Origin of the sequence: Marinobacter metalliresistant (assembly GCF_038098645.1) — a bacterium.
In the GTDB taxonomy this organism is placed as follows: domain Bacteria; phylum Pseudomonadota; class Gammaproteobacteria; order Pseudomonadales; family Oleiphilaceae; genus Marinobacter; species Marinobacter metalliresistant.
Genome location: NZ_CP101118.1, coordinates 545,575 through 570,649 on the forward strand (window position 1 = coordinate 545,575; position 25,075 = coordinate 570,649).

A 25,075-nucleotide genomic window follows, 5' to 3' on the forward strand; every position below is an offset into this window, starting at 1 on the left:
TCTGTGTCTTATATCGGACTCTTGAGGACGCTTCTTTGATGCTGATCAAAAACCAGTCAGCACCACGACAGGCGACCATGTTGTCGCACTGATTCGGTGATTCTGTCTGACAGCTCTTTCTGGCAAAGATTCCAGTCCAGTTGCCATATCCAGTTATTCTCCACGGTTCCCGGTGTGTTGAACCGGGCCTCTGTTCCAAGCCCAAAAAAGTCCTGCATGGGAACGATGGCCAGCGAGCACACCGACCGGAAAGCCGCCTCAATAAGGGGCCACGGCATGCCCTCCCCTGTGGTTCCCAGGTACTCGTTAACGTACCGCCGTGTGTGGTCGTCAAGGTTTTGGTACCACCCAAGGGTGGTGTCGTTATCGTGGGTCCCCGTGTACACAAGATCCCGTGCATGATGGTTGTGTAGCAGGTGCGGATTATCCGGGCTGCCGTCAAAGCCGAATTGCATCACCGTCATCCCTGGTAATCGGAACCGTTTGCGCAGCTCTTCCACATCGTCGCTGATAATGCCCAGGTTTTCGGCCACAAGGGGCAAGTCGGGGAACCGGGTGAAGCAGGCTTCGAGAAAATGGTCGCCGGGGCCGGATACCCAGTAGCCATACCTGGGTTCTGGTGTCGCTGCCGGAATCTCCCAATAGGCGTGCAGGCCACGGAAGTGATCAATTCGGATCAGGTCAAACAGGTGGCGTTGGCTTTCCAGCCGCTTCAGCCACCATTGGTACCCATCGGCCGCCATGGCCTCCCAGTTGTAGAGCGGGTTGCCCCAGTGCTGACCTTCAGACGAAAAATAATCCGGCGGTACGCCGGCAACCACCGTGGATTCACCCCGTTCATCAAGCTTGAACAGATGTCGGTTGGCCCAGACATCGGCACTGTCATGGGCAACGAAGATGGGGATGTCACCAAACAGTAAAACCCCCTTGCTCCGGGCATAGTCGCGCAACGCCTGCCATTGGTGATGGAACAGAAACTGCTCGAACCGGATCCGTGCGAGCCGGGAGCGGTTCTGGTCAATAAAGTCACGCAAGGCTCCGCTATCCCGGTCTCTCAGAGAGTCCGGCCATTGCAGCCAGTCCGATGAATCCTGAACCTCCCGAATCGCCCAGAACAGGCAGAAATCATCCAGCCAGTAGTCGTTGGTTGCCCGGAAGCGTTGATAGGCTGCCCTGTCGAGTCCGTTCAGGCCGCCACCATCGCTGATGAAAAAGCGTTTCGCAGCCAGGGTCAGCAGTTGGTGGCGCACTTCGGGCGCGGGCTGCGACAGTTCCCGGTCTGACAGAAGACCCGCCTCGACAAGTTCATGCAAGTCTATGAAGTCCGGATTGCCGGCATGGGAACTCAATGACTGGTAGGGCGAGAGGTCCCGATGAGTTGGCCCGATGGGCAGTGTTTGCCAGATGCTCAGGCTGCAGTCCGCCAGGAAATCGGCAAAGGTGCGGGCGCTCGCGCCAAGAACACCCCAGGATCCTGGCAGGCAGGTTGGGTGAAGCAAAACACCGGCCCGCCGGGTACTGAACAGATCATCGGGGTTGCTTGAAGTCATACCGGCTTATCCGCTTCGTGCCCTGGCCGCATGGTGCCTCCCCGTGCCGGTTCCCCACTGCCCTGGCTTAACTGCTGGAATACGGAGGGTGGTGCCGGATAACCGATCATCTCGTACAGGTTCACCAGGTGCCGGCGGTACAGGTGTTCAAAGTCACTGACGATCTGGGCCGGGTTATAATCTCCGAACCACCAGAACCAGTCGGAGCCCTCGCAGATCGCCAACTGTTCTTTCGCGGATTCTTTTTGCTCTGCATTGAGGCTGCCGTTATCCATCACCCGGTCGTAATGGATTTTCGCCTCACAGAGCAGATCCCAGGCGCGGTTTTTGTCCGGGTCGCCTATCCAGGTGGAAAAGGTGCCGTAAATCCAGCTTCCGGCCACAAGGTGCGGCAGGCGAATGGGTTCAGCGACCGGGTGCGCGACCAGTTCGCTGTAGGTGGTCAGTTTCAGTTTTGGGTGATGCGCAAGTACCCGGTAGAGCTCATCCAGAAAATGAAAGCCATTCTCAGGGTAGTATTCCCATGCATTCTCTCCATCCATGATGACGGAAATAACCGGCCGGGACTTGCCCCGGGCTTGCCCGGCGATGTTTTCCATGTGATAGACCAGGTCTCCAACGGCATCCTTGGCGTGCCAGTCGGCGTAGGTGAAGCCGATCAGATCGGACAGGCCATCGTCCCGGAAGAAAACGGTTACCGGGGAGTCCCCGAAGGTGTACGGCTGGTGAATGCCGGAGTCCGGCAGCTCCGGATTCTCTTCCCGTGCCCGGTTGAGGCTGTTGTGAGCCACCGAATCGCCGCTGGCGGTCCAGTGGAATCCCGCGTCATCCAGCAGGCCCAGTGTGGTCTGGCTGAGGCCGCCTTCGGACGCCCAGCAGCCTGCGGGCTCAATGCCAAAAAAGCGCTGGAAAACGGTTTTCGCCTTCTCCAGTTGCCAGCCGGCCCGCTCTTCACCACCCGGATAGTGGCTGTGGTTGGGTAAAGTGATCTCCGGCATGGCCTCCCTGGCGGATTCCAGTTCCAGCAGCAACGGCAGCATGGCGTGGGTATAAGGGCTGACAGACAGTTCAACCTGCCCTTTCTGGGCCAGGTGCCGGTATCTCGGCCCGATACCAGATAACACATCGAATATCACATTCAGCAGGGCCCGGCGGTCATCCATTGAGAAATGTTGGCCCTTTTCCTGAAGGCTCCGAATGCAATGGTTTTCACGGCGTATGGTTTCACCCATCCAGCCCAGGTGATACCAGACCAGAAGATCCGACAGGAACCGGCCTGAGATATATCGCTGCAGTTCCGGCTTCTTGCGATAGACATCGGCCAGCTCAGCCAGCCGCGCATACGCTGGGTAGCGTCTGATAATACGATCCGGATTGGCCCGCAGGGATTTCTCCATCAGGCCCAGAAACGCCGGTGTGCCGGTTTCGGGCAGTTCCTCCGCTACCAGCGCCGCGAGCAGTGGGTCGCCGATCTCCCCGGCGCCATGGTGCCATCGCTCAATCTGAATGAGGTAGGTTTCAATCTGCTCAAGCAGAACCGGGGCGAAGTTGACCACGGCTTTTGCCTCAGGCTCGCGCTCCAGGTGGGCTGCCATGTCACTGTAATCCTTGATGGTGTGCAGATACACCCAGGGAAACAGGAACTGGCCTGTGCGCATGTCCTGATAGGAAGGCTGGTGCATGTGCCAGCAAAGCACCACCGGAGTTTTGGTGTCAGAGGCCATGGGGGTAATCCTGCCCGAGCATTTCGGGCGTGATCAGCACAATACCTTTGGAAGAAACATGAAACCGCTTGCGGTCCTCTACTTCATCAAAACCGATGCGTGAGCCTTCCGGAATGCGGCAGCCACGGTCAATCAGGGCATTGCGGATGTGGCAGTGGCGGCCAATCTCTACGTCCGGATAGATGACCGAGTCTGAGATATCACTGTAAGAATGCACCCTAACCTGCGAAAATAGCAGCGAATGTCTCACCATCGCGCCTGAGACAATACAGCCCCCCGCAACCATGGAATCCACCGCCGCCCCCCGGCGGTCCTCATCATCGAAGATGAACTTCGCCGGCGGCAATTGCTCCTGGTACGTCCATATCGGCCAGTGGGAATCGTAGAGGTTCAGTTCAGGACTGATGCCAATCAGTTCCAGGTTGGCCTGCCAGAGGGCATCAATGGTGCCGACATCCCGCCAGTAAGCGGGCTTGTTGTTTACCGGATCCCGGAACGGAAAAGCCACCACCCGCAGGCGCTTGATCACAGACGGAATAATATCCTTGCCGAAATCGTGGGATGACTCACCGTTCATCTTGTGATCGCGCATCAGCTCATCGAACAGTACCTGGGTTCTGAACACATAGATGCCCATGGACGCCAGTGCCTTACCAGGCTGGCCGGGCATGGATTTGGGTTGTTCCGGCTTCTCTACGAATTCAGTGACTCTGAGCCCATCGTCTACCGACATCACGCCGAATGCCGAGGCTTCATCAATAGGCACCTCGATACAACCCACGGTGATATCGGCGTCATTCTCAACATGGGCGGCCAGCATGGTGCCATAGTCCATCTTGTAGACATGGTCGCCAGCCAGGATCAGCACGTATTCCGGGGTGTGGCTGCGAATGATGTCGAGGTTTTGCAGAACGGCATCCGCTGTGCCTTCATACCAGGAAGTCTCGATGCGCTGCTGGGCAGGCAGCAGCTCAACGAATTCGTCCAGTTCACCTCGAAGGAACCCCCAGCCCCGCTGGATATGCCGGATCAGGGAGTGAGATTTGTACTGCGTGATGACACCAACCTGGCCGATGCCTGAGTTGATGCAGTTCGACAGTGGGAAATCGATGATGCGGAACTTTCCACCAAAGGGAACCGCTGGTTTGGCCCGCCAGTTGGTGAGGTCATGGAGGCGGGAGCCCCGACCTCCGGCAAGAACCAGCGCGAGAGTTTGACGAGTAAGGCGACTGACGAAACGCTTGGCCGTTTGCATAGTTGCTTCCCTGAAGAAAAATTTCCCTGTAACCGGTCGTTCAACCGCAAGGGGTTGCTACGTTTTTGACGTCTGTAATCATATTAGAACACTATCATGGAATTATGACGTAAACTTGTTTGGGGTCATTTTTTTAAACAGGCTCAATAACGTCAAATGGAAGCTCCACCTGGTTAGGAAAAACACGGTCTATGGATAGTCCAACGCTCAGCGAATTCGACCTTCATCTCTTTGCCGAAGGCAGGCATTGGCACATTTACAACGTACTGGGCGCTCACGTCTGCAAAAGCCGGGGCGTTGAGGGAGTCCGGTTTGCGGTGTGGGCTCCCCAGGCCAAAGCGGTCAGCGTTGTCGGAGATTTCAATCACTGGGATACCAGCACCCACGGCATGAGTCTGCATGAAGGCATGGGGGTTTGGTCGTGCTTTATCGCGGGTATCGGCACCGGAACCCTCTACAAGTTCGCCATAACCACCGATAAGGGTGGTCAGCTGCTGAAAACCGACCCCTATGGCCAGGCCTTTGAGCTGAGACCCGCCACCGCCGCCGTGGTGACTGAGCGCGGCCACTTTGGCTGGGGAGATGGAGACTGGATCGCCCGGCGCGTTCGCTGGAACTGGCAGGACTCACCGATTTCAATCTACGAGGTACATGCCGCTTCCTGGCGCCACCACGGCTCCGGGCGTTGGCTGACCTACCGCGAGCTCGCCGACCAGTTGATTCCTTACGTGCTGGAACTGGGCTTTACCCACATTGAGCTGCTGCCGGTTACCGAGCACCCATTGGACGAGTCCTGGGGCTACCAGACCACCGGCTACTACGCTCCGACCAGCCGGTTCGGCACCCCAGACGACCTGCGCTATCTGGTGGACCAGTGCCATCGTCACAACATCGGCGTTATTCTGGACTGGGTGCCCGGCCACTTTCCCACCGACGAGCATGCCCTCGCCCGTTTTGATGGCAGCGCGCTCTACGAGCACGAAGATCCCCGCAAGGGCCAGCACCAGGACTGGGGCACCCTGATCTACAATTACGGCCGGCATGAGGTCCGGAACTTCCTGATTGGCAGCGCCCTGTTCTGGCTCGACGCCTTCCATATCGACGGTTTGCGCGTGGATGCCGTAGCTTCGATGCTGTATCTGAACTATTCCCGCAAGGAAGGCGAATGGTTGCCGAACGTCCATGGTGGCCATGAGAACCTGGAAGCCATCGAGTTTCTGAGGGAACTGAACCGCGTTTGCCAGAGCCGTTTCCCGGGAACCCTGGTCTGTGCCGAGGAATCCACTTCCTGGCCACGGGTTACCCGCCCGCCGGAAATCGGCGGCCTCGGCTTCAACCTGAAATGGAACATGGGCTGGATGCACGACACCCTGGATTACCTTCAGCAGGACCCTGTTTACCGCCAGTACCACCACGACAAACTGACCTTCGGCCTGCTCTACGCGTTCACCGAGAATTTCCTGCTGCCACTGTCCCACGATGAGGTGGTCCATGGTAAAGGCAGCCTGATCAACAAGATGACGGGAGACGATTGGCAGCAGCGCGCCTCGTTGCGATTGCTGCTCACCTACATGTACGGTTATCCCGGTGCCAAGCTGCTGTTTATGGGCGGCGAATTCGGCCAGCGCCGGGAGTGGAGTGAATCACGGGAGCTGGACTGGTCGCTGCTGGCCTATCCGGAGCACCAGGGCCTCAAACGTCTGGTACAGGATCTCAACGGCCTCTATCGCCGGGAAGTATCGCTGCACGGTGAGTGTTTCAGGCCCGAAGGCTTTGAATGGATTGACTGCCACGACTCTCCCCAATCCGTGATCAGCTTTTTGCGCACAGCCAAAGGTGAAACGTCAGTCATTGTGGTCAATTTCACGCCCATGCCCCGGCACCACTACCGCATCGGACTACCCCAGGGCGGCATCTGGCGGGAAATCTTCAATTCGGATTCCGAATATTATGGTGGCAGTAACCTGGGCAATCCCTACCCCATGCCTGCGGACGAACAACCCTGGATGAACCGCAACTGGTCACTGGAACTGACTCTGCCGCCACTGGGCGCGATTGTCCTGAGGCCGGCCTTATGATCCGGGTTCTGTTCGCCACCAGTGAGGTCTACCCGCTGGTGAAAACCGGCGGTCTTGCCGATGTCTCAGCCAGCCTGCCAGAGGCACTCTGCCGGCTCGAATACGATGTCCAGATTCTGTTGCCGGGGTATCCGGATGCCCTGAAAGCAGCCAGAAAAGCCGGTTCCCGGAGAAAGTCCCGGTTCCAGATCGGGCAATACAGTGTCAGTCTCTGGCAGACCCGGCTCCCTGGCACGGCGGTAACGCTCTGGCTGGTGGATTGTCCGCCGCTGTTTGACCGGCCCGGAGACCCTTACAGAAACGATGAGGGAAAAGACTGGTGGGATAACGCCCATCGATTCGCGCTGTTTGCCAGAGTCGGTGCGATGATGGCCACGGGCGATGCCGGGGTAACCTGGAAACCGGATCTGGTCCACTGCAATGACTGGCAGACCGGGCTTATTCCGGTCTTTATGGAATCCTGTCAGGACCGGCCGGGCACCGTTTTCACGATCCACAATCTCGCCTACCAGGGTATTTTCTCTCACGAAACCTTCCGGGCCCTGGGGTTGCCGGATTCACTCTGGCGGCTGGACCAACTGGAATTCTACGGCCAGTTGTCCTTCATCAAGGGCGGCCTGGTGTTCAGTGATCGCATTACCACCGTCAGCCCCGGTTATGCCCGTGAAATCCAGACCCCGGAATTTGGCTGTGGCCTCGATGGCCTGCTCCGGCATCGGCAGGCGGCGTTAACGGGAATTCTCAACGGCATTGATACCCGGGTATGGAATCCGGGGGAAGATCCCGAGCTTGCCTTTCACTACGGGCGAGAACACCTTAAGAACAAAGCCCAGTGCCAGGCCCTGCTTCAGCAGGAACTGGGCCTTAAGGTCAACGGTGGCCCGCTGCTGGGATTCATTGGCCGGCTGGTGGAGCAAAAAGGCGTGGACTGGCTGATTGCGGTGATGCCCGAATTGCTGGAAAAGGGCTGCCAGTTTGTGATTCTCGGGTCCGGTGAGACCCGCTACGAGGAACCCCTGAAACTGCTGGCGAGGCAATGGCCTGAGCAGATGTCCCTGACCCTCGGTTACGACGAGGGGTTGTCTCACCGAATCACCGGCGGTTGCGATCTGTTCCTGATGCCATCCCGGTTTGAGCCTTGCGGCCTCAACCAGATGTACAGCCTGCGCTACGGCACGGTGCCGGTGGTGCACGGGGTTGGCGGGTTATCAGACACCGTAAACGACCCGCAGGACGTCGGCATCGACCGGGCCAACGGCTTCCGGTTCGGCGAGGCCAGCGCCCCGGCACTTCTGGGAGCAGTCAACCGTGCACTGGAATATTTCAGGCAGCGCAAACAGTGGCGCCGGCTTCAGCAAAACGGCATGGCGACGGACTATTCCTGGAAGCGGCGGGCCCTCAATTATGGTGACCTCTACCGGAACATTCTGAAAGAACGTCAACATCAACCGCAGGATTAGTGGGAGCGTGTACCCGCCTGGAGACAATCAACATGCATAAAGCGACGGAATTCCGACTTGAGGCCCATCCCATTATTCCCGAGGCGCTGGAGCGTCTTGATGAGCTGGCCAACGATTTGTTTTACAGCTGGGATCACGGCGTTCGCAGCCTGCTCGCCCGGATCGACCTTCGGCTTTGGCTGAAAGTTGAGCATAACCCCAAGCTGTTTCTGCGCCGTGTGGCCCAGGACCGGCTTGATGAGGCTTCGGAAGACCGGGCTTTCCTGGCCGAATACCGCCGGGTACTGAGCAGTTATGATGCCTACCTGGAGGCAGGTCCCGGGCCGGAAGTCACCGAAAAGCTGGATCCGGAAAAGACGTTGGTGGCCTACTTCTGTGCCGAGTTTGGCTTCCATGAGAGCTTTCCCATTTACTCCGGAGGCCTCGGCATTCTCGCGGGCGATCATTGCAAGGCCGCCAGTGATCTGGCGTTGCCCTTTGTCGCCGTTGGCCTGCTGTACCAGCAGGGATATTTCATCCAGAGTATCGACGCTCTGGGCCAGCAGATCGCCAGGTACCAGTCCCATTCCAGCGATGAACTGCCGATAACGCCCGTGGAAAAAGACGGCGAAGTGCTCAAGGTTTCCGTGCCCTTCCCCGGCCGCGACGTGGTAGCGCGGGTCTGGGAAGCACGGGTCGGTCATATCCGCTTGTACCTGCTGGACAGCCACACAGAGGAAAACAGCGCGGAAGACCAGGAACTGACCTTACAGCTGTATGGTGGCGACGAGTCCACCCGGATCAGCCAGGAGATGCTGCTGGGCATCGGCGGCACCCGGGTACTGGAGGCCCTGGATCTGAAACCGACGGTCTGGCACATCAACGAGGGCCATGCGGCGTTCCAGATCCTCGAACGTTGCCGGCACACCATGGCCTCCGGGCTGAATTTTGAAGCCGCACTGGAAGCCGTCGCTGGCGCCACCCTGTTTACCACCCACACGCCTGTCGCAGCCGGCCACGACATCTTCCCCAGGGATCTGGTTTACCACGCTCTCGGTCGTTACCTGGAGGAATCCGGGCTGGACTTCGAAACAGTGTTTGCTCTCGGGGCCAAAGCGGGCGGTGACACCTTTAACATGACAAGCCTGGGCCTGCGGGGCTCGCGTTTCCACAACGGTGTCAGCCGCATCCACGGTGGCGTGGCCTCTCAGATGGAGGGGGATATCTGGCCCCAGGTCCCGGCGGAAGAAAACCCTCTTGGCTACATCACCAACGGCGTGCATGTTCCCACCTTTCTGGCGCCGGAATGGTCCAGCCTGTTCGATATCCAGGCGCCGACCTGGAAGAGTGAGATGAGAAACCAGCAGTTCTGGGAATTTATCGATCAGATTCCGGATTATCACTACTGGAGCGTGCATAAAGCCCTCAAGCAACAGATGGGCGAGTATATTGTTCGGCGCCTGAGCCGCCAGCACAAACGCAACGGAACCGGCCATTCGGTTACCGACAGGATGACCCGGCAGTTGATTTCCTCGGAAAAAGACACCCTGGTGATCGGCTTTGCCCGGCGGTTTGCCACCTACAAACGCGCCACTCTGATCTTCTCCGATCTTGACCGGCTGGAGCGCATTCTCACCGATCCGGATCGCCCGGTCGTTCTGGTTTTCGCCGGCAAGGCCCACCCCCGGGACAAACCCGGCCAGCGCCTGATCAAGGTAATTCACGATCTTTCCATGCATCCCTCGCTCATGGGGCATCTGATCCTGCTGGAGGATTACGACCAGGCCATGGCGAGACGCCTGCTCAGTGGCGTGGATGTCTGGCTGAACACGCCGGAATACCCGAAGGAGGCCAGCGGAACCTCCGGTGAAAAGGCCGCTCTCAACGGTGCACTGAATCTCAGCGTGCTTGATGGCTGGTGGGGTGAAGGCTACGACGGCAAGAACGGCTGGGCGATTCCGCCCAGGGACACGGAGCTGGATGCCGAATTCCGTAACGAAGAGGAAGCCCGGGATCTGCTGGATCTACTGGAGTTTGAAGTGGTTCCGCTCTATTACGAGCGGGTCTCCCAGGGCTTCTCGAGGGGCTGGGTAAAACGCTCGAAAGCCTCCATGAAAACGATTACACCCCGATTCAACAGCCAGCGTATGGTGATGGATTACGTCACCAACTATTATCAGCCGGCCTCAAGCCAGGGAGCCCTGCTGATGGCCGATGGTGGCAAGGTGGCCACCGGGCTGGCGGACTGGAAAGCGAAGGTACGGGAGGCGTGGCCGGGTGTTGAATTACACGTGGTGGGTTGTGTTGAGGCTCGCTGCCCCCACAACGACACCGTTGAGCTCCGGGTGGAGGCATTACTCAATGGCTTGAGCGCGGACGATGTGCGGGTCGAGTGCCTGGTCAGCCCGGAGTGCACGGGAACCCACGAGAGCCCGGGGCCAGACAGTTTCTTTCTAGAAAAAGAAAGTGAAGCGGATGGCCGAACGGTATTTGCCTCCCGGGTCCAGCCTCCCTACCCCGGACTCCAGACCCTCAGGTTGCGGATGTATCCACATCACGAGGCGTTAACCCATCCGCTGGAAATGGGCGCCATGCTCTGGGTCTGAGTCCGTGCATGGCCGGTCTTACAGAACGTACCGGCGGATGAAACGGCCAATATCCAGCACTTCCTCAAGGCACACGCTGTGCTCCATGGGGAAGGTCTGGTACGTGGGCTCGTAACCCATGTCTTTCAGGGTTTCGACACTGCGCACACCCAGTGATTCCGGGACAATCGGGTCAAAGGTGCCGTGGTAAACGCTGATGGGAACCTCGGCGTTTGCTTCGGAGCGCTGAACGGAATCCGCCGTGGCGAAATAGGTCGATAACGCCAGAATGCCACCCAGGCGTTCCGGGTAGCTAAGGCCCAACTCATAGGCAACCGCCCCGCCCTGGGAGAAACCGGCGATGATAATCCGGCGGGCGGGAATGCCCTTTTCGCTTTCCCGTTCCACCAGCTTGCCGACAGCCTTGGCCGACGTCATCAGCTGTTCGGTGTCCACCACCCGGTCGATGTCCATCGCCTTGATGTCATACCAGGCCGGCATGGTCATCCCGCCGTTGATGGTGACCGGCAGGTTGGGGGCGTGAGGGAAAATAAATCGCACCGCCGCATCCTCCGGCAGGCCAAGCTCAGGCACAACCGGTTCAAAATCGTGGCCGCTGGCGCCAAGGCCATGGAGCCATATAACGGCCGCAGTCGGGTTTTCCCCGGTCTCGAGTTCAATATACTGAAGATCTTGCACTGGGCTACCTCTTGTCAGAAAAAATGTAAGGCCGGGTCATTCGGAACCGTTGGCCTTCCCGGTGTTGGCTTCAAGGGCCGTCACCACCGGATTGGCATACATATCCAGCAGGTAGGGTCGAATCGCCGGGTCGCAGGCACCCAGACGTCGCTCCATTTCCGCCTCGGCCGCCTCCATTTCCGCTGGTGACCAAGTTTCCGCGGTTACCACGGCATCGCTCACGGTATCGGGTGTGGCGTGGGCCCCGGGGTGGAGTCCTCGCTGCTGATAAGCCACCAGGTTTGAGGCATGAAGGTGATAATTGGCGTGCATTTCCCGGTCTATCCGGGCAGCAAGGTCCTTTGGATTCTCCGGTGAATCATGGATGGGAGCTCCAAAATGCACGTGCACATGGCCCTTGAAGCCGGTCAGGCCCCTCATGATCTGTTCGGTATCCTCACCTTCCCGCTTGATGTATCCGCCGGTGCGGGCCCGGGCTTCCAGTTCCTGAGCCTTGTCGGCATCGCAGGGGTCGTATTCGTAGGCAATAGAGACAGGCACAATGTGCAGCCGGTTCATGGCCTCCGCAAAACCGAGTCCGCTTTTCTTGCGGCTCATGTAGAACATTTTGACGATGGCCGGATCGGTGTAATCAAGTCCATCCTTGGCACGGCCTTCACGTTGTGCAATCCAGATGCTGTGATTAGTATCGATGCTATGGTTGATGAAACTGGAGAGGGTGATGTAGGCGTCCCGCATTTCCCGCGGGCTGGTCATATTACGGCGCACCACAAAACTCTTGTTCAGCCGCATCATTTCCGCAAATACCGGGTTTGCCAACAGGTTGTCGCCAATGGCGATCCGTGTGGTGCGGAAACCATTCTGGAACAACAGATAGTTCACCACCATCGGGTCAAATACAATGTCCCGGTGGTTTGAAATGAACAGGTGGGCGCTGTGTTTGCTGAGATTTTCCAGACCACTGGTGGTCACCCGTGTGGTGGTGTTGTCCACCAGTTCACCGACGTAGCTGGAGAGCCCTGCCTGCAAGTCGTCGATTCGACTGTAATATCCGAAATGGCTGGCCAGCCAGCGACGGGTAAACACCCGCAATATGGCAGGCGCCCAGCGGGCAAGTGTCGGTGACTTGAAGCGACCGACCATATCCAGAAATTCCTGATCGTTGACCAGGCGGTTAATCGCAGCGCCGGTTTCTTCGTCCGAATAGGGACGGATGGCATCAAATTCCTGCATGGAAGCCCTGTTATTATCAGTGTCTGTCACAGTATGGCGTGAACCGGTGGTTCAAAAGCGCGGTATTGTAGCGTTTCTTCCGCTACTTTGCCTCCATCCGGACACCTGGTTTGCTGGCCAATCGCCAGGGTTATTCTGGTATCATTGGCCACCGCGCGCCGAACAGGGCATTTTACCTGCACCCAAACACCGGCTCCTTGCCGGCTTAACCGGTTACCCTATGTATCTTGATCAGAACTTCGAACAGCTTTCCACCGAGCGCCCCACCTCCTCAGGCCGGGATCCGGAACAGGTTCTGCACGAAGTCTTTGGTTATGAAACCTTCCGGCCGCTGCAGGGTGACATTATCCGGGAAGTTTCGGAAGGCCGGGATGCGCTGGTACTGATGCCTACCGGGGGCGGTAAATCCCTGTGCTATCAGGTGCCGGCCCTGGTACGGTCGGGAACGGCCATCGTCATCTCGCCGCTGATCGCACTGATGCAGGACCAGGTCGCGGCCCTGAAGGAATTGGGCGTAAAAGCCGCATTCCTCAACTCCACCATGGATTTCGAGCAGGCCCGCGCCACCGAATACGCGCTGATGACCGGCGAACTGGATCTGCTTTACTGCGCCCCGGAACGGCTGATTCAGCCACGCACCATCGAGCTGCTGCACAATGCCTCCATCGCCCTGTTTGCCATTGACGAAGCCCACTGTGTTTCCCAGTGGGGCCACGATTTCCGCTCCGATTACCTGCAGCTGAGCCTGCTGGCGGAGGCTTTTCCCGGCATACCACGGATCGCGCTGACAGCAACCGCCGATGAGCGCACCCGCAGGGAGATTGCAGAACGGCTGTCGCTCACCACGGCAAAGCACTTCGTCAGTGGTTTCGATCGCCCGAATATTCAATATCGTATCGCACCAAAGACGAACGCCAACAAACAGTTACTGGATTTTATTAAAGCAGAACACGAAGGGGACTGCGGCATCGTCTACTGCCTTTCCCGCAACAAGGTGGATGCCACGGCAAAAACCCTCGCCCAGAAAGGCTACACCGCTCTGCCCTACCACGCCGGGCTTTCAGGTGAGCAGCGGGCCCATCACCAGGAACGGTTCCTGCGGGAAGACGGTGTCATTATTGTCGCCACCATTGCCTTTGGCATGGGCATTGACAAACCCGACGTACGCTTTGTAGCCCACCTGGACCTGCCGAAAAGCCTGGAGGCTTATTACCAGGAAACCGGCCGGGCCGGACGCGACGGCAAGCCCTCCACCGCCTGGATGGTCTACGGCCTGCAGGATGTGATCAAGTTGCGGCAGATGCTTGAGGGTTCCCAAGGCAACGACCAGTTCAAGCGGGTAGAACGCCAGAAGCTGGACGCCATGCTGGGCCTTTGCGAGGTCACCAGTTGCCGCCGGCAGGTGCTTCTCCGCTACTTCGGCGACCAGCTTGATGAACCTTGCGGTAACTGCGATACCTGCCTGAATCCCCCGGAAACCTGGGACGGAACCGTTGCCGTGCAGAAGGCGCTGTCCTGCGTATTCCGCACTGGCCAGCGGTTTGGTGTGACCTATCTCATCGACGTACTGCGAGGCTCTGAAAACGAGCGCATCCTGCAATCCGGGCACCATCAGGTATCGACCTATGGGATCGGAACCGAGCTCAGTGTTAACGAATGGAAATCGGTATTCAGGCAGTTGGTGGCAAACGGTTACCTGCGGGCAGATCCGGACGGCTACGGCGCGTTGCAGCTAACTGAACAGTGCCGGCCCTTGCTGAAGGGTAAGCAGGCCATCGAATTGCGTAAAGACCCGGTGGTTAAAAAGACCTCAAGCCGCTCCGCAGGTAGCCGTGCCAGTGCACCGATAAAAGACCAGATCACCGACCAGGCCGGCTGGGAAGCCCTGCGAGCCTGCCGCAAGGCCCTCGCGGACAGGCAGGGCGTGCCTCCCTATGTGATCTTCCACGACACCACCCTGCTCGGCATGCTCGAGCGCAAACCACGCACGCTCGAAGAACTTGCGGAAGTCAGTGGTGTCGGTGCCGCAAAGCTCGGGAAATACGGCGAGATTTTCCTGGAAACAATCGCAGGTCTGGATCAGGCCTGAGTTTCAGGCCTCGGCTTTAAAGCCCTTCTTCCTCACCCGGTAGTGCGCCATCGAAGTGGCTACGTGGTTGCCTTCCTGATCCACCAGCGTTCCTTCCAGGGTGAATTTCGCCCGGCCGGTTTCATCGGCATCGGCGAGAATCGCTGCCACCGTTTCCGGGGCCAGCGAGAACTCCACCGTTACATCGGAATTGGCAGGTTGCAGGAACTGCAGGGTCATTTCCTTGAGAATCGGTGTATAGGAGGGCCCCAGATCAAACAGCGTCAGCACACCACCGGGAATCTCCGCGACCAGGAAATAGGCGCCGGCATAGAGACTGCCAAAGTGGTTCTTGTTCCCTTTCAGTCGAATTCTTGCCCGCACATAGCCTGGCCGTACCTCCTCTACGCTGAAACCGTTTCGCGGTGCAAAAGGAATGGAAAACCCGATAATCCTGTTAACCGCCGCATAGCCGCCGGTTTTTTTGAGCCAGGCCAGAGGGCTGGCCAGGGTGGCTTTTGGGTCCGTGCGGGAAACCCACTGGCCGGTCGCACCAATAAGGTTGTCGATAAGCGCCATAATCATACTCCGCTATTGGGTTGAAGGTGATGTCAGACCCGGAAGCGGGACACGTTCTTATTCAGCGTTGTTCCAATGCTCTCAATCTGGCCGCTGTAAACATCGTTCTCACTGGCAGCGGCAGCGGCTTCCTGGCCCTGGTCAGCAATACGGGTGACCGAGGAGTTCAGCTCTTCCGTCACCGAGGTCTGCTGCTCAGAGGCGGTGGCGATCTGGGACGTCATCTGGCTGATGGATGTAATGGCCTCGGCAATTCGATTCAGTGCCTCCATTGCGTCCTGGGCTTTTTCCATACTGACGTTGGAAACCGCGGTTGATGCCTTCATGACCTCCACGGCATCGTTGGCACCCTTCTGCAGGCGCTCGATCATGTTACTGATTTCCTCGGTGCTGGTCTGGGTGCGCTGGGCCAGGTTACGAACTTCATCGGCAACCACCGCAAAACCGCGCCCGGCCTCACCGGCCCGGGCCGCCTCAATGGCTGCGTTCAGGGCCAGCAGGTTGGTTTGCGCGGCAATGCCCTGAATCACGTCCAGCACCGTAGTGATGGAGCTCACATCCTTGCCAAGGGTATCGATAACCTCCGCAGCGGTGTTGATTTCTTTCGACAGCTTCTGAACGGCGTCCCGGGAGGCCGCGACTGTCTCCAGCGACGCACGGCTGTCACTGTCGGCGGTGTTTGCGGCGTCTGCGGTCTGTTGGGCGTTCCGGGCAATTTCTCCGGCCGCAGCGGACATTTCATTGATTGCGGTTGCCACCATATCAATCTCGGCCTGTTGGCTGTCAACGCTGGCGCGGCTGGCGCTGGCAGTGTCTCTCAGAGACCTGACATTGCCGCCAAGCTCGGCACTGCCCTTCTGAACATCCCGGACCACGGTCTGGATGTTCTCAACGAACCGGTTAAAGCTTTTCGCTAACTGGCCAAACTCGTCTTTGGCACTGTCGTCCAGACGCTGGGTCAGGTCCGCATCGCCGCTGCCGATATCCGCCATGGCATTATTCAGGCGGCGAACCGGAGCCATAAGAACCTTGATACCAAGGTGCAGAACGACCAGAGAGACGATCAGGCCAATAGCAGCCATGACCAGGCCTGTCATCCGGGCACTCTGTACCGGCGCATTGATCTTGTCGTCATTGACAAAGGTACCCAGGTACCAGTTCACGCCCCGGGCTTCACTGATGGGGTGGAAGCTGGCGTTCCAGGTGCCTTCGTCATTCTCATAAACAACGGCATTGCCGCCCAGGTCCGGTTTGCCACCAATCAATCCACTGATATTTTGGCCGACCAGTTCCTGGCGGGGATGGAACAGAACCGTGCCCTGTTCGTTGATCACCGCAGCGTAGCCGGTGTCTGCCAGGGTAACCGTAGACAGCGTTTTGGCGATCGCTCCCAGGCCAATATCCGCACCGGCCACGCCTTCATACTCTCCACGTTTAACCGGCGCGAGCGTTGAAATGATCATGTCGCCGGTTCCCGCGTCCTGGTATGGCTTGGTAAAAGAAGCTCTGCCAAGACTCACGGCTTTCTTAAACCAGGGCCGCTGCCTTGGATCGAAATCCGCCGGCAGGGTCGCGTCGGCTTCAGGCGTTTGCATAAGCATGTAGCCGTCTGTCCGGCCCACGTAAGCATCCCTGAACCCGCCACCGCTCCTGATCATCTGCAGAACAAGCCGGGCCTGATCATCATCCTGAACACTTTCCAGCGCTTTTGCCGTGGCTTCGGTCATCGTCAGGCGGGTATTGAGCCACTCGGCAATACTCGACGTACTCTGCTTTACCGTGTCGTCGATCAATGCGTCGACATAGGTTTCCGTGGTGCTCTGCAGTCGTACATCGCCTGAGAGCGTGAACGCTGCCATGACCAGCAGCAGCAAAACACCGAAAGCCGTCAGGAGCTTCTGTTCGAAAGTCAGTTGCACATTCACTTCCTCGGTCAAAAAGGTGGGGGTTTGGAAAAGCGCCGGATACTACACCCGGCAGAAATTTATATCCGTTAAATCTTGTTTCGGCCCACCATGCGAAGTCTTTAACGGCTTCTGATAAACTTTCACAGTATTGACGGGTTCCAGCCCTTTGTCCTTTTTTTCAAATTAAACGGGAGCCGAACTGAATGGCCCATGAAGAACTGCATCTTAACCTCCGGAATCTGAAGCTTGAGGACTATGGCCAGCTCCAGCAACTGATGGACCGGGTCTACGATGACATCGGGGGCGCCTGGCCCAAGGAAACCATCAAGGCACTGGTAGAGCAGTTCCCGGATGGGCAGATCTGCATTGAGGAAAGCGGGCAGCTGGTGGCGGTAGCGCTGACTGTACTCGTGAAGTACGAACGGTTCAGTAACCCCCACACCTACGACGACCTGATCCTCCGGAACGAAAAAATCTGGCATAACGCTAATGGCGATTCGCTGTACGGGCTGGATGTGTTCATCCACCCGGAATACCGCGGTTATCGCCTGGGCCGTCGGCTCTACGAAGCCCGCAAAGAACTCTGCCGCTCCATGAACCTGCGGGCGATTCTCGCAGGCGGACGTATACCGAACTATTTCAAGTACGCCGAGCAGTACTCACCGGAAGAATACATTCAGCGGGTGGACCGCAAGGAAATCTACGATCCGATCCTGAGCTTTCAGCTCTCGAACGATTTCCAGGTTACCCGGCTGATGCACAAATACCTGCCGGAGGACGAAAAATCCCTCGGCTACGCCACGCTGCTGGAATGGCGGAATATTCTCTACACCCCGCCCTCGTCGATTCTGAACGTTAAAAAGACCCAGGTTCGCCTGGGCGCCGTTCAGTGGCAGATGCGTGAATTCACCTCCGTGGAGGAAGTGCTGAAACAGGTGGAGTACTTCGTTGACGCGCTGTCTGATTACAAGAGCGACTTCGCCCTGTTCCCGGAATTTTTTAACGCGCCGCTGATGGGCCTGACTGACCAGATGGACCAGACCCGGGCCATTCGTTTCCTGGCCGGGTTTACCCAGCAGTTCCGGGAAGAAATGTCTGAAATGGCAGTGAGTTACAACATAAACATCGTCACCGGCTCTATGCCGCTGATTGAAAATGACCGGGTGTATAACGTCTCATACCTGTGCCACCGTGATGGCCGGGTAGACGAGCAGCGCAAGATCCACATCACGCCCCACGAGCGCCGTGACTGGGTCATCGAGGGTGGCAACGAGTTCAAGGTGTTCGAAACCGACGCTGGCCGGGTCGCCATCATGATCTGCTACGACATCGAGTTCCCGGAGCTTGGCCGCATGGCAGCCGCCCAGGATGTGGACATTATCCTCGTGCCCTTCTGGACGGATACCAAGAACGGTTATCTGCGCGTTCGTCACTGTGCCCAGGCCCGGGCAATCGAAAACGAGTGTTATGTCGTAATCACCGGCAGCGTCGGTAACTTGCCGAAAGTTGAGAACCTGGACGTCCAGTATGCCCAGTCCTCCGTATTCTCGCCGTCTGACTTTGCCTTCCCCCACGATGCGGTGATGGCGGAGACAACGCCGAATACCGAGATGATCATGTTCTCTGACATGGATCTGGAAAAGCTGATGCTGGTGCGTAACGAGGGGTCCGTCACCAACCTGAAAGATCGCCGTGTTGATATGTACGAACAGAAAAACAAGTGATTTGGCCCGGGCAGCCAGGCCAGGCTGTTGAAAAACTGCCTTAGGGGGCCATCGTATGGCACTGATGGCGTTGCAAAACCAAAAGTCAGTGTCTATTGTTTAATCAATATCCGATCTGCCTCCCAATGAGGCAGGTCGCCGTGGATACGGAAATCACCAGAGAACCTGAATTCATGAATGAAGCATTGCCGGATCTTGTCGCCCGTTTCAAAGTCAGGCAGGGCCTTTTCAAAAAGGAACTTGTCGAAGCCTCCCTGTATGAACTGGACGGCTACGGGTGTGTTATGAAAACCGACAGGGTATTCAACCCGGGCGATACCCTGGTGCTGGATCTGGTTATGGATATGCCTTTTGACAAGATCCGTGCCGAAGGAATGTCTGGTCTGGTGACCGAGCGCAGAAAGCATTGCAGCAATTTCTTTTATTCCATCGATTTCGTGGAATTCGACTCCAACGGAAACTCTTCCCCGGCTGAGAAACTTCGCAGGATCCGGGAAGTGCTTTCCAAAAAGCAGTCGCTCAGATCACGTCGTTCCTCAGGCTCCGTACCCGGTTTCCGGCAAATGGCCTGATTCAGATTGTTTGTTGAAACCCGTCCAGAAGGAGACATTTCATGGCGAAAAAAGCCAAACAGAACGTTGATAAAATCGTCAAGAAAGTGAATAAGGAGTTCGAAAAAACTTCTTCCCAGATCGAAGGCCTTGTTAACGATGCGTTGAAGCAGTTCGACAGCCTGCAGAATCAGGTTCAGGAGCCGGTGCGCAAACTGCTCAAGGAAATCGACGAGCTGCGTGACCGAGAGATGAAGCGGTTCCATGAGGAGTTCGAGCGTCGCCTGAACGAATTCCACGAGCTGCAGAGCAGCATTCTGGAGCGGCTCGGTGTCGCCTCTAAAGAGGCGGGCGCCGAGGTGAAGAAGCTGACCGATGAAGTCAGCAGGGAAGCCAGCACCGCAGCCAAGAAAGCCGCGCCGAAGAAAGCCACCAAGGCACCTGCCAAGAAGCCCGCTGACAAGAAACCTGCTGCCAGAAAAGCACCTGCCGCCAGGGCCGCGAAGCCGGTGGACAGGAGCGATCTCACCCAGGTCAAAGGCATCGGGCCGGCAACCGCGAAAAAGATGAAGGATGCGGGCATCACTTCCATCGATCAGATTGCCAATCCTTCGGAGGCAGATCAGGAAAAGCTGAAGGCCTTCTCAAACATCAAGGGATACAGCCAGCTGACCGCTGAAGCCAAAAAAGTTAACTGATGCGAACGCCTGACCAGCCTGTTTTACGGGACATAGTCCTGATTGGCGGCGGGCACAGCCACGTCGGGGTACTGAAGCGGTTCGCCATGAACCCGGTCCCCGGCGTGCGTCTTACGCTCATCTGCCGGGATACCCACACACCCTACTCCGGCATGCTGCCCGGTTACGTAGCGGGCCATTACAGCTATGACGATGTCCACATCGACCTGAGTCGACTGGCGGAATACGCGGGAGCCCGTTTCTACCGGGCCGAGGCCATCGGCATCAACCGTGATCGAAAGCGGGTTATCTGCCGCGGCCGCCCGGATGTGCCTTACGACATTCTCTCCATCAATATCGGTTCGTCTCCCCGGGTCAATGACGTGGAAGGTGCTTCAGACCATGCGGTTCCGGTGAAGCCGATTACCGGTTTCAACAACCGCTGGCTCGCCCTGCTCTGCCGCATTGAAAACCACGAAGGGCCGCTTACCGTGGCCGTGGTTGGTGCCGGTGCCGGCGGTGTTGAACTGACTCTGGCCATGCAGTTCCGCCTCGAGAACGAGCTGAAACAGCGGGGCAAGGACCCAGCGCAACTGCATTTTCACCTCTTTGATGCTGCTGACGAGATACTTCCCACCCACAACGCAAAGGTTTGTGAGGTTTTCAGGAAGTCACTGTCTGAGCGTGGCGTGAAGGTTCATCTCGGAGCGCCGGTGAGCAAGGTTCAGCAAGGCCTGCTGATAACGGAATCCGGTGAAACCCTGCAAACCGACGAGGTACTCTGGGTGACCCGGGCCGGAGGTCCGGAGTGGCTGAAGGAAACGGGCCTGGCCCTGGACGACGGCCTTTTCCTCCGGGTTCGAGACACCCTGCAGGTCGAGAACGACGACAGCATTTTTGCCGCTGGCGATATCGCCAACGTAACCAACCATCCCCGGGAGAAAGCGGGTGTGTTTGCGGTGCGGCAAGGGCCCCCCCTGGCGGACAACCTCAAACGGCTGGCAACCGGCAAAGACCCGAGGGACTTCTACCCGCAGCAGAAGTGGCTGGCACTGATCAGCACCGGTAACAAGTATGCGGTGGCATCCCGTGGCGATATGCGGTTTGATGGCCGCTGGGTTTGGCGCTGGAAAGACTGGATCGACCGCCGGTTCATGAAGAAATTCAACGACTTGCCTCCCATGGAGGATGAATCGAAACTACCGGATACGGCTGCCGCCCAAAACTCTGAGGAAGCCTCCCAGGCCATTTCTGCCGTGGCCATGCGCTGTGGCGGTTGTGGCGCCAAGGTAGGTAGTACCGTTCTTTCCCGGGCCCTGGGCGAACTCAGGCCCATCGAACGGGACGACATCCTTATCGGCCTTCACGCCCCGGATGATGCGGCGGTTCTGAAGGTACCGCCGGGTAAAGCGGTGGTTCATACCGTGGACTTCTTCCGCGCCTTTATTGACGACCCCTACGTATTTGGCAAGGTTGCCGCCAACCACAGCCTCGGCGATGTCTTTGCCATGGGCGCAGAAGCCCAGAGTGCCACGGCAGTGGCCACCGTGCCTTACGGTATTGAATCCAAGGTTGAAGACGTGGTGTACCAGATGATGTCTGGTGCGGTGGAAGTGCTGAACGAAGCCGGCTGTGCCCTGGTTGGCGGCCACACCGGCGAAGGCAGGGAATTGGCACTGGGCTTTGCGGTAAACGGCCTGATCGACCCGGAAGACGTGATGAGCAAAGGGGGTTTGAAAGCCGGAGACGCGCTGATTCTCACCAAACCCATCGGCACCGGAACGCTCTTTGCCGCCCACGCCAGGCTGGCTGCCAAAGGCCGCTGGATCGACTCTGCCCTCGCCTCCATGGTTCAGTCCAGCAAGGCCGCGGCGGATTGCCTGAGGAAGTTCGGTTCCAAGGCCTGCACGGATGTGACCGGATTTGGTTTGCTCGGGCATCTGGTGGAGATGACCAGACCGTCCGGAGTAGATGCGGAGCTGGACCTGTCCGCCATTCCGGTATTGCCGGGTGCCGAGGAAACCGCAGCCGCGGGCATTCTGAGTTCGCTGCAGCCGGCCAATATCCGGTTGCGGCGCGGTATCCGGGATCAGGAGACGTGGGTAAATCATCCCCGCTATCCGCTGATTTTCGATCCCCAGACGGCCGGCGGCCTGCTCGCCGGCGTCGCTGCCGACAAGGCAGAGGAATGTGTCCGGGAGCTGAAAACGTTGGGCTATCCCCACGCCGCCATCATTGGCCGCGTCACGGCTCAGGACGAAACCGGTCCCATAGAGCCTGTCTCCCTTCGGGATTAAGCCCTCTCTGAGCAGCGCTGCACCGCCAGGGTCAGCGCCTGCTCCAGAGATGCCTGCTCGTTTTCCGGTACAAAATGCCCGGCCAGTTGGCTGACCTGCACTTTCAGGGCCGCCAGGAATTCCGGATGCTGTTCTGCACGGTAAAGCAGGCCTGCCAGGGCCCGCTCATCCTTCACGGGAAAATAGCCAGGATAATCTTTTCCAAGCAATCCAATATTCCCGGGGATGCTTGAGGCAATCACCGGCAGGCCGGCCCTGCAGGCTTCTGAGACAACATTGGCGCCGCCCTCCATCACTGAACTGATCACCATTAACTGACTGTTTGCCATCAGTTGCCGGATTTCATCCTGCTCCAGTTCGCCCAGCCAGCGGAAGCGTGGGTTCTGCTCCATTTCCCGCTCGGCCATCCTCTGCCACTCCCCGTTGTGGGGCTTACCAGCGCAGAGAACCCGGATCGATGAATCGTCTGGCAGCAACCTCGCTGCATACGCAGCCCGTAGTGAGTCCTTTTCCTCTCTCAGGTGGCCAATTACACACACGCCGAACCCTGCATTCGCCTGGGCTGGCTGCGGTGAAGGAAGGCTTTCAGGCCCCTCCGCTGACTGGTAGAGGGTGACCAGTTTGGTGGCGAACCCAGCGGGGATGTCGTTTGCCACCAGCTCATGCAGCCCGATCAGCGCATCTGCTTCCGTTATGGAGTACAGCGTGTCCTGCGGAAACTCATGCTGGTGCCGGTAGATATCGGTTCCGGTAAGCGCGACGATCAGGGGCTTTCCCGGGCGGGTTTCCCGAAACTGGCGAATCGCCCGAACGCTACGCCAGGCGTGCAAAGCCACGAAGGCATCACAGGGTTCCCCCCGGTATTCCGTAACCACAGAGACCCTGTGCCCGGCATTTCCCAGCAGGGATTTCCAGCGCTCTGCCGTGGCCCGGTTGCCCGCTTTTGATCCAGGTTCTGCTGGAGTAATTATGACTATCTTCATGGCACACGCTTGCGATTGAATAAGTGAAAAATAAGGCACCGGCCCCTGAGCCAATTAAACCCGGAAATCGTATAGCTGTTCAGAGTTAACGTAAATCAAGGTATCCTGCCGGACACCGGGGAACGTTGATTTCACTCGCCGCAAATCCAAACTGTCCAGCAAAACACTGTCTGGCAAAATAAGGGGGCCCAATGGCTCTTAATCTTATACGGAAATTGATGATTTCCAGCCTTTTCTGTTTCACCGCAGCATCGGCGGCCGCTGAAACCTTTGTGTTTACAGCCATACCCGATGAGGATGAAACCAAACTGGTAGAGCGCTTCAAAGGTGTTGCGGATTACCTCTCCGGTGAACTGGATGTTGAGGTCCGCTACATCCCGGTTAAATCTTACGCCGCCGCAGTTTCCGCGTTCCGCAATAATCAGGTTCAACTGGCCTGGTTTGGCGGGCTGTCCGGTGTTCAGGCGCGTCGCCTGGTGCCGGGCTCCGAGGCGATTGCCCAGGGCGTGGAAGATGAAGCGTTTGAAACCTACTTCATTGCCAACACCAGCACCGGTATAGAGCCTGCGGATGAGCTTTCCGCGCTGGAAGATGAACTCCGGGGTAAAACCTTCACCTTTGGTTCCAAGGGCTCTACATCCGGCCGCCTGATGCCTGAATTCTATATCCGTGACGTGTTTGGCGCCCGGCCGGCAGACTTCTTCTCCCGCGTTGGCTTCAGCGGCAACCACACCCGTACCCTGCGTCTTGTGGAAGCCGGTACCTACGAAGTGGGCGCCCTGAACTTTCAGGTTTGGGAAAAAGAACTGGCCGACGGCAACATCGACACCGACGCGGTTAAGGTCATCTGGACCACGCCTGCCTACCCGGACTATCAGTGGACCATTCGCGGTGACGTCGACGAGCGTTTCGGCGACGGTTTCAAGCAGCGCGTCACCGAAGCTCTTCTCAACCTGGACGATCACAAACTGCTTGAGAGCTTTCCCCGCTCCGGTTTTATTCCTGCATCGAACGACGATTACGAGCCTGTTCGCAAGACTGCGGAAGAGATTGGGATCCTCGATTGATGTCAGGCTTTGACCTAACGGGCCTCACGGCCTCTTTCGGTGGTGAGCGGGTTATTGGCCCGCTCTCACTGAGGGTTCAACAGGGTGAAAAGGTCGCTCTGGTTGGCAAGAGCGGTGCCGGTAAGTCCACACTCATGCGCTTGATTCACGAACGGGTTGATCGCGAGTCCTCCCTGGTACCCCAGGATCTGGGCCTGGTGAATGCACTGCCGGTATTCCATAACGTGTTTATGGGCCAGCTCGACAAACATTCTGCCTGGTACAGTACGGTTACCCTGATACGCCCGTTTTTCCGGGACCGCGATAAGGTTCGCGAGATTCTACAAGCGCTGGGCATGTCGGAAAAACTCTGGATGCCGACCGCTTCGCTCTCCGGAGGCCAACGTCAGCGGGTTGCCATTGCCCGTGCTCTTTATCGTAATGCGCCGGTGTTGCTTGCTGACGAGCCAATTTCCGCACTCGACGGCCCCATGGCTCATCTGGTAATGCAGCTACTCAGGCAACGATTCGCCACAAGTGTGATAGCCCTCCACGATGTCGAAATGGCCCTGAAATACTGCAACCGGATCGTCGGAATCCAGGACGGACAGGTGGCCCTGGATGAAGCCAGTGACCACCTGAAGGCAGCCGACATCATGTCTCTCTACTAGGGAAGCGGC

At 57.9% G+C, this 25,075-nt stretch carries 18 protein-coding genes; 10 read left to right on the forward strand and 8 right to left on the reverse strand.

The genetic code is table 11. From position 1 onward, the window contains the following. Positions 1-56 precede the first annotated feature (56 nt). From malQ to glgC, 3 genes are read right to left on the reverse strand one after another with little or no spacing between them, the layout of a single operon-like run. A complete protein-coding gene (gene malQ, locus NLK58_RS02590; protein ID WP_117617131.1) occupies positions 57-1,550 on the reverse strand; it encodes a 4-alpha-glucanotransferase in 1,494 nt (497 codons plus the stop codon). Next, a complete protein-coding gene (locus NLK58_RS02595) occupies positions 1,547-3,274 on the reverse strand; it encodes a glycoside hydrolase family 57 protein (protein ID WP_117617132.1) in 1,728 nt (575 codons plus the stop codon). The genes malQ and NLK58_RS02595 overlap by 4 nt, the downstream gene beginning before the upstream one ends. Beyond that, complete coding sequence (gene glgC, locus NLK58_RS02600; protein ID WP_117617133.1) at positions 3,264-4,529, reverse strand: glucose-1-phosphate adenylyltransferase; 1,266 nt, start codon at positions 4,527-4,529, stop codon at positions 3,264-3,266. The genes NLK58_RS02595 and glgC overlap by 11 nt, the downstream gene beginning before the upstream one ends. Before the next feature lie 191 nt (positions 4,530-4,720). On the opposite strand from glgC, the gene glgB reads away from it, so the two are divergent. From glgB to glgP, 3 genes are read left to right on the forward strand one after another with little or no spacing between them, the layout of a single operon-like run. Beyond that, complete coding sequence (gene glgB / locus NLK58_RS02605; RefSeq protein ID WP_117617134.1) at positions 4,721-6,607, forward strand: 1,4-alpha-glucan branching protein GlgB; 1,887 nt, start codon at positions 4,721-4,723, stop codon at positions 6,605-6,607. After that, positions 6,604-8,067 (forward strand): glycogen synthase GlgA, encoded by a 1,464-nt coding sequence (glgA, locus tag NLK58_RS02610; RefSeq protein WP_117617135.1) that lies wholly within the window; start codon positions 6,604-6,606, stop codon positions 8,065-8,067. Before glgB ends, glgA begins: the two co-directional genes overlap by 4 nt. A gap of 32 nt (positions 8,068-8,099) precedes the next feature. Continuing rightward, complete coding sequence (glgP, locus tag NLK58_RS02615; RefSeq protein WP_205422254.1) at positions 8,100-10,652, forward strand: alpha-glucan family phosphorylase; 2,553 nt, start codon at positions 8,100-8,102, stop codon at positions 10,650-10,652. Between the two features lie 18 nt (positions 10,653-10,670). Here glgP and NLK58_RS02620 read toward each other — a convergent pair whose 3' ends face one another. Then, complete coding sequence (locus NLK58_RS02620; protein WP_117617137.1) at positions 10,671-11,330, reverse strand: alpha/beta hydrolase; 660 nt, start codon at positions 11,328-11,330, stop codon at positions 10,671-10,673. A 36-nt stretch (positions 11,331-11,366) separates the two neighbouring features. After that, positions 11,367-12,563, reverse strand: coding sequence for a 1-acyl-sn-glycerol-3-phosphate acyltransferase (locus NLK58_RS02625; protein ID WP_117617138.1), 1,197 nt, complete (start codon positions 12,561-12,563; stop codon positions 11,367-11,369). A gap of 220 nt (positions 12,564-12,783) precedes the next feature. On the opposite strand from NLK58_RS02625, the gene recQ reads away from it, so the two are divergent. After that, positions 12,784-14,652 (forward strand): DNA helicase RecQ, encoded by a 1,869-nt coding sequence (recQ, locus tag NLK58_RS02630; protein WP_117617139.1) that lies wholly within the window; start codon positions 12,784-12,786, stop codon positions 14,650-14,652. Between the two features lie 3 nt (positions 14,653-14,655). On the opposite strand, the gene NLK58_RS02635 is transcribed toward recQ, so the two are convergent. Both NLK58_RS02635 and NLK58_RS02640 read right to left on the reverse strand, forming a co-directional pair. Continuing rightward, entirely contained in the window at positions 14,656-15,210 is a 555-nt protein-coding gene (locus tag NLK58_RS02635; protein WP_117617140.1) for a PaaI family thioesterase, read from the reverse strand. Between the two features lie 32 nt (positions 15,211-15,242). Further along, positions 15,243-17,129 (reverse strand): methyl-accepting chemotaxis protein, encoded by a 1,887-nt coding sequence (locus NLK58_RS02640; protein WP_341581990.1) that lies wholly within the window; start codon positions 17,127-17,129, stop codon positions 15,243-15,245. A 191-nt stretch (positions 17,130-17,320) separates the two neighbouring features. On the opposite strand from NLK58_RS02640, the gene NLK58_RS02645 reads away from it, so the two are divergent. The 4 genes from NLK58_RS02645 (at position 17,321) to selD (ending at position 22,366) form a co-directional block, all read left to right on the forward strand. After that, positions 17,321-18,841, forward strand: a complete 1,521-nt coding sequence (locus NLK58_RS02645; protein WP_117617141.1) for a bifunctional GNAT family N-acetyltransferase/carbon-nitrogen hydrolase family protein — start codon at positions 17,321-17,323, stop codon at positions 18,839-18,841. Between the two features lie 173 nt (positions 18,842-19,014). After that, positions 19,015-19,413: a hypothetical protein gene (locus NLK58_RS02650; protein ID WP_117620242.1), complete on the forward strand. Its 399-nt coding sequence runs from the start codon at positions 19,015-19,017 to the stop codon at positions 19,411-19,413. 41 nt (positions 19,414-19,454) lie between these two features. Further along, positions 19,455-20,090 carry a helix-hairpin-helix domain-containing protein gene (locus NLK58_RS02655; protein WP_117617142.1) on the forward strand — a complete coding sequence of 212 codons (636 nt, stop codon included), beginning with the start codon at positions 19,455-19,457 and terminating at the stop codon, positions 20,088-20,090. Then, the gene (selD, locus tag NLK58_RS02660; RefSeq protein ID WP_117617143.1) at positions 20,090-22,366 is read left to right on the forward strand and encodes a selenide, water dikinase SelD; all 2,277 of its coding nucleotides are present in this window, start codon (positions 20,090-20,092) and stop codon (positions 22,364-22,366) included. The genes NLK58_RS02655 and selD overlap by 1 nt, the downstream gene beginning before the upstream one ends. Here the strand turns inward: selD and senB are convergent. Next, entirely contained in the window at positions 22,363-23,349 is a 987-nt protein-coding gene (gene senB / locus NLK58_RS02665) for a selenoneine biosynthesis selenosugar synthase SenB (RefSeq protein WP_117617144.1), read from the reverse strand. The two genes, selD and senB, sit on opposite strands and share 4 nt — an antisense overlap. Positions 23,350-23,540: 191 nt before the next feature. Here senB and NLK58_RS02670 point away from each other — a divergent pair, with 191 nt between their 5' ends. Both NLK58_RS02670 and NLK58_RS02675 read left to right on the forward strand, forming a co-directional pair. Next, positions 23,541-24,416, forward strand: a complete 876-nt coding sequence (locus NLK58_RS02670) for a putative selenate ABC transporter substrate-binding protein (protein WP_205422255.1) — start codon at positions 23,541-23,543, stop codon at positions 24,414-24,416. After that, positions 24,416-25,066, forward strand: a complete 651-nt coding sequence (locus NLK58_RS02675; RefSeq protein ID WP_117617146.1) for a phosphonate ABC transporter ATP-binding protein — start codon at positions 24,416-24,418, stop codon at positions 25,064-25,066. The genes NLK58_RS02670 and NLK58_RS02675 overlap by 1 nt, the downstream gene beginning before the upstream one ends. The last annotated feature ends 9 nt before the right edge of the window (positions 25,067-25,075 follow it).